The following is a 4,434-nucleotide window of genomic DNA, read 5'->3' on the forward strand; positions in this document are numbered from 1 at the left end:
GGGGGGCAGGTGAGGACCGCCGCGCGTGCCGTGGAGCGGGGTCACGGCCGCCGCGAACGGCGCGTGGTGAAAGCCACCGAGGTCCGCGCCGGACTGCTGTTCCCGCACGCCGTGCAAGCGGTGCGGATCACCCGCCGCCGTCAGCCGCTCACCGAAGGACCGGCCGAGACCGAGGTCGCTTACCTGGTCACGAGTCTGCCGACTCACCAGGCCAGCCCGGCCCAGCTCGCCGCGTTCACCCGGGAGCACTGGCACGTGGAGAACCGGCTGCACTGGGTCCGCGATGTGACTTTCGGTGAGGACCTCAGTCAGGTCCGGACCGGTAACGCACCCCAGGTCATGGCCAGCCTGCGCAACCTCGCGATCATCATCCTGCGCCTGACCGGTGTCACGAACATCGCCGCGGGAGTCCGTCATCACGCCCGCCGCCCTGAACGCCCACTAGAAACGATCATGAAGCTTGTTTGCTAATCGACAACTTTGCCAAGGCCCTGGCCAGGGCAGCTTCCCGCGGTCCAGCTTCCCGCTCGGCGTGGTCGGCATCTCCATTATCGGGACGATGGCATTGGGCAGCATGTACTCTGGGACACTCCGCGCGAGGAAGGCCCGCGCCTCCTTGAGCGAGGGCACGGTGTCACCGGACGCGATGACAGAGGCGACAAGCTTCGCGAACTCGGTGTCCTCGTCACGCAGGGCGACCGCGACGTCCTTGACCGCCTCGTGCCGGATGCAGAACGCGACTCGCGGGTGTCCTGAGTGGATTCGGTGCGCGGAGCGGGGCTGTCTTCACCGGCTATCTCGCGCTCCTTTCCCTTACCTGGCTTGATATTTGAGCGCCGTCGGTTCGGCAGCGTAGGTGTATCCACGCTCCGTACGCCCGAGACGGTCAAGCGCGGTGCGACGCGGTACTCGCATCGCACCGCTACGGCGTTCGACGGCCTGGCTGGGGATTCCCCCGCCGCAGGCGAATTCGTCCCACCGCGCGCAAGCAGGGGCGGTGTTCCGCACAGACCGAATGCATCCCGCGCGTGTGCGTGGCCCCAACGGCGAACTGTCCCCATTAGATTTTACACGGTGGGCGGTCGCTTGTGGACATCCACAAGCGACCGCCCACCGTCAGGATTCTTCTGGGGCGCGGTCTTCCAGGACGCCGACGAACGCCGATGCCACGAGGGCGACCGCGCGGTCCTCGTCGCGGGTCAGGTCCCGGAGGACTTCCTGCGCCGTGGTCCCGGCCAGCTCGACCAACGCCTGGGTGAGCCGGATGCGAACCACCGAGTCGGCCGCGTGCGCGCGCAGCTGGGCGGTCAGGCCGGCGAGGATGCGTTCGGCGCAGTCGGACTCGGTCGAGAGCATGCCCAGGACCTCGCCCGCCTCCACGTCCTTCGCGCCCTCGACCACCATGTCGATGAGCACCGGGACGGCCGCGATCGCCCCCCGCCTGCCCAGCGCCAGCGCGGCGTGCGCGCGGACGGTGGAGTCCGGGTCGCCGAGCGCGTCGGCGAGCACCGACGTCGTGCCCGGGGCGTCCGACAGCTCACCGATCGCGCGGACGGCCCGGCGGCGGACGTCAACCTCGGGCGAGCGCGCGCCCGCCGTCAGGGTCGCCACGCCGTCGCCGCCCGAGCGGGCCAGCGCCCAGCGCAGGGCACCGGCCACGTTCGGGTCGGACTCGGCGAGGACCGCGCCGGCCAGCACTTCGGCCGGGGCGTCGTCCCCACCGGGTCGGGACAGCACAGTCTGCTGCCTTCGGGCCGCGCTGCTGGAGGTGAGGCCCTGCATGAGGTCCACGATCCGCAGCACGCCCTGCCAGCCGGTGGGCGCGGACGCCTCGATCGCCCGCAGGCGCTCGAGGAGCTCCTGCTCCCGCTCCAGCCGGTCCTCCGTCCACTTGATCAGGTCGCTGACCAGGCCGGACGGGGTGAACGCCGGGTCCTGCAGCGCGCGCCCGATCTGCTTGAGCGACAGCCCGAGGGACCGCAGGCTCTCCACGTGGAAGATCCGGCGTACGTCCTCGGCGGAGTACTCCCGGTAGCCCCCGGTGGTGCGGCCGGTGGGCCGCACCAGACCGAGGGCGTCGTAGTGCCGGAGCATCCGGGTACTCACCCCCGACTGGTGAGCGACGTCTCCGATCAGCAAGCCGCGATCCCTACTCGGCCTGCTCGGCGGGGCCCTCGGGGGCGTCCGGGATGCCCTTGACCCCCTTGGCCGCCGCGGTGGAGGCCGCGGCCGCCGCGTGCTGCGGGCCCATCAGGACAACGCGCTTGGCCTCGTCGATGGCGCCCTCGAAGCCCGCGTCCGGGTCCTTGAGCAGGATCTCGGTCGCCTTGGCGTGCGCGGCCACCGCGGGATTCGGGTGCACCGCCGCCTCAGCCAGCGCGGGCTCGATGACCTCGCCCAGATCCACCAGAGACCGGCTCAGGCTGAGCTGGATGTTCCGGTCGCCGCGACCGAGCTCCTGCACCAGCTCGGCGGCCAGGGTCGCGCGCTCCTCGTCCGGGACGAGGACCACACCGGCACGCCACGCGGTGCGGGCGATCTCGTCGTCGGCGTCGTGGAACATCTCCTTGGTGATCCACGGCCAGGCGCTCTTGTCCTTGATCTTGGACAGCGTATGCAGCGCCTGGCTACGGGCCTGGGTGCGCTCGGAGTCGAGCTCCTGGCGGACCCGGGGCAGCGTCAGCTCCGAGGGCAGCCGGATCAGCGCCCAGGACAGCATGTCGCGGACGAAGAAGTCCGGCTCCACCGCACAGCGCTCGATCAGGGTGTCCAGCTGCTCCGGGATCGGGTTCGACCCGAGGGCCATGGCGGCCTTCAGTCGGATCGACGCGTCGTCGGCCCCCAAGGCGTTGGCGATGCGCTCGTTCTGCGTGGCTCGATTGGTCGTTGCCATCGGGACCACCTCCTGACACGAAGCCAACACCTTGTCACCGTGTCAAGGTCAAGTCCACGACCCGGCAAATCCTCAACAATCAAGTGACCCGCGACACATCGCCGGGCCGGGGGATCACTGCGGGTTCCTGCGGGCCAGCACCCGGTAGGTGTTGGACACCCCCTTGTGCCCGCCGAGCTTCTTGGTGACGACGTCGACCAGGTAGGCCAGGGCCAGCACCGGCACGCTCGCGTTGAACGCGACCATCCGCAGCGCCGCCTTCAGCTTGGAGGGCGGCGCCGGGCGCCAAGCCAGGTCCGCCCCGCCGATCAGCCCGGCGTTGATCGAGAGCACCGCGGCGCTCACCACGTCCTGCCCGTTGTGCGGCTCGGCCCGCTGCTCGGACACCACCGTCATGCCCAGCGCCGCCAACTCGGCGCGCAGGTTGGCGATCGGGATCATGTGCAGGTGTTGCGGCTGCAACCACGAGATCCACCACTTACCCAGGACCTTGGCCCAGGTGGAGTCAGGGTCGGGCAGCTCGATGGAGAACAGCCCGCCCTCCGGCAGCGCAGCCACCGCGGCGGCCATCTCCGCCTTCGGGTCGGTGGTGTGCTCGAGGTAGTGGTACATGCTGATCACGTCGTATTGGCCCGCGAAACCGGGGGCCTCCTCGATGGTCAACTGCTCCCGCCGGCCCATCCACCATCCAGTCCCTCGACGCCGTCACGATCATCCTATCGAGGCGTCGCTACGACCGTTTGACCCCGCCCAGCTTCATCACCGCCCGATCTCCGCCGAGAACCTCCGCAAACGCCTGCACGTCGGCGCGGGCACTGCACGAGCCCTTGTCGCGCAGCTGCGCAGCGATACCAAGGCCGCATTCGACACCGCGGTGCCAGAGCCGGCCGGCATCGGAGCAGCCTGACACTTTCGAGGGCCCAGGGCCGACTGTGGAACAGTCGGCAACGGGGTAGTCTGACGCCGTCGAACGCCCACGGCTGACCCGGAGGATGCCGGCGCCATCGGCGGCGGCGGGACGCCGTGGCCCGCCGGCCTCGTCGTGCTGCCTGTGGAACCGCCGGCGGGTGAGAGCCGCCAGGCTGCGGTCGGGCGGGTGGCGCGGACGCGGTCTCGCCGCTGGCCTCGCCGTCGCCTGTGCCTGCCGGCCGCGGTCGGTACGGCGATGACGGTGACGGTCTTGTCTGGTGTCAGCAGGCGCATCTGCCGCCCCAGCCGCAGCACCCGGCCGTCCTGGCATGTGCGGCGGTCTTGGGGCGCCAGGGCCATCCCAGCAACACGACCGCGAGGACGGCCAAGACGATCCCGGCGGCGATCAGGGTGTGGTTGACCGCAGCGGCGGCTCCCGTCGTGAGCAGCCCTGCGCCGACCAGGAGCGGCAGTGCGCAGCGCACGGCGCAGGCGAGGATCGCCAGCGTCGCCGACACGGCGGCCCGGCGCGGCGTGCGGCACCGATCCGAGGCCGGGGCTGCTCAGTGGCCGTTCGGATCTCGAACGGTCCCGTGACGATCGGTGCGGCGCGGTCGGGACGGGGATTGGTG

The 4,434-nt window shown here is 70.7% G+C and carries 6 protein-coding genes; 1 reads left to right on the forward strand and 5 read right to left on the reverse strand.

The features are described from left to right. Window positions 1-471, forward strand: a 471-nt coding sequence (locus tag AC08OP_RS21260) for an ISAs1 family transposase (RefSeq protein WP_476615795.1), incomplete at its 5' end; no start/stop codon positions are given. Here AC08OP_RS21260 and AC08OP_RS21265 read toward each other — a convergent pair. The 5 genes from AC08OP_RS21265 to AC08OP_RS21285 form a co-directional block, all read right to left on the reverse strand. Beyond that, window positions 442-762 (reverse strand): AMP-binding enzyme, encoded by a 321-nt coding sequence (locus tag AC08OP_RS21265; RefSeq protein WP_476615800.1) that lies wholly within the window; start codon window positions 760-762, stop codon window positions 442-444. The genes AC08OP_RS21260 and AC08OP_RS21265 overlap by 30 nt on opposite strands. 354 nt (window positions 763-1,116) lie before the next feature. Further along, window positions 1,117-2,139 carry a HEAT repeat domain-containing protein gene (locus AC08OP_RS21270; protein ID WP_476615796.1) on the reverse strand — a complete coding sequence of 341 codons (1,023 nt, stop codon included), beginning with the start codon at window positions 2,137-2,139 and terminating at the stop codon, window positions 1,117-1,119. Window positions 2,140-2,149: 10 nt separating this feature from the next. Continuing rightward, window positions 2,150-2,893: a HEAT repeat domain-containing protein gene (locus AC08OP_RS21275; protein ID WP_476615797.1), complete on the reverse strand. Its 744-nt coding sequence runs from the start codon at window positions 2,891-2,893 to the stop codon at window positions 2,150-2,152. A 114-nt stretch (window positions 2,894-3,007) separates the two neighbouring features. Further along, window positions 3,008-3,574: a methyltransferase domain-containing protein gene (locus AC08OP_RS21280; protein ID WP_476615798.1), complete on the reverse strand. Its 567-nt coding sequence runs from the start codon at window positions 3,572-3,574 to the stop codon at window positions 3,008-3,010. A 509-nt stretch (window positions 3,575-4,083) separates the two neighbouring features. Beyond that, window positions 4,084-4,320 carry a hypothetical protein gene (locus AC08OP_RS21285; protein ID WP_476615799.1) on the reverse strand — a complete coding sequence of 79 codons (237 nt, stop codon included), beginning with the start codon at window positions 4,318-4,320 and terminating at the stop codon, window positions 4,084-4,086. Window positions 4,321-4,434: the final 114 nt, after the last annotated feature.

This window comes from Frankia sp. CeRuru1, assembly GCF_977966315.1.

Coding starts and splice junctions, on each gene's coding strand:
- AC08OP_RS21280 (WP_476615798.1), bottom strand. CDS start 3,574: ATGGGCCGGCGGGAGCAGTTGACCATCGAGGAGGCCCCCGGTTTCGCG.
- AC08OP_RS21275 (WP_476615797.1), bottom strand. CDS start 2,893: ATGGCAACGACCAATCGAGCCACGCAGAACGAGCGCATCGCCAACGCC.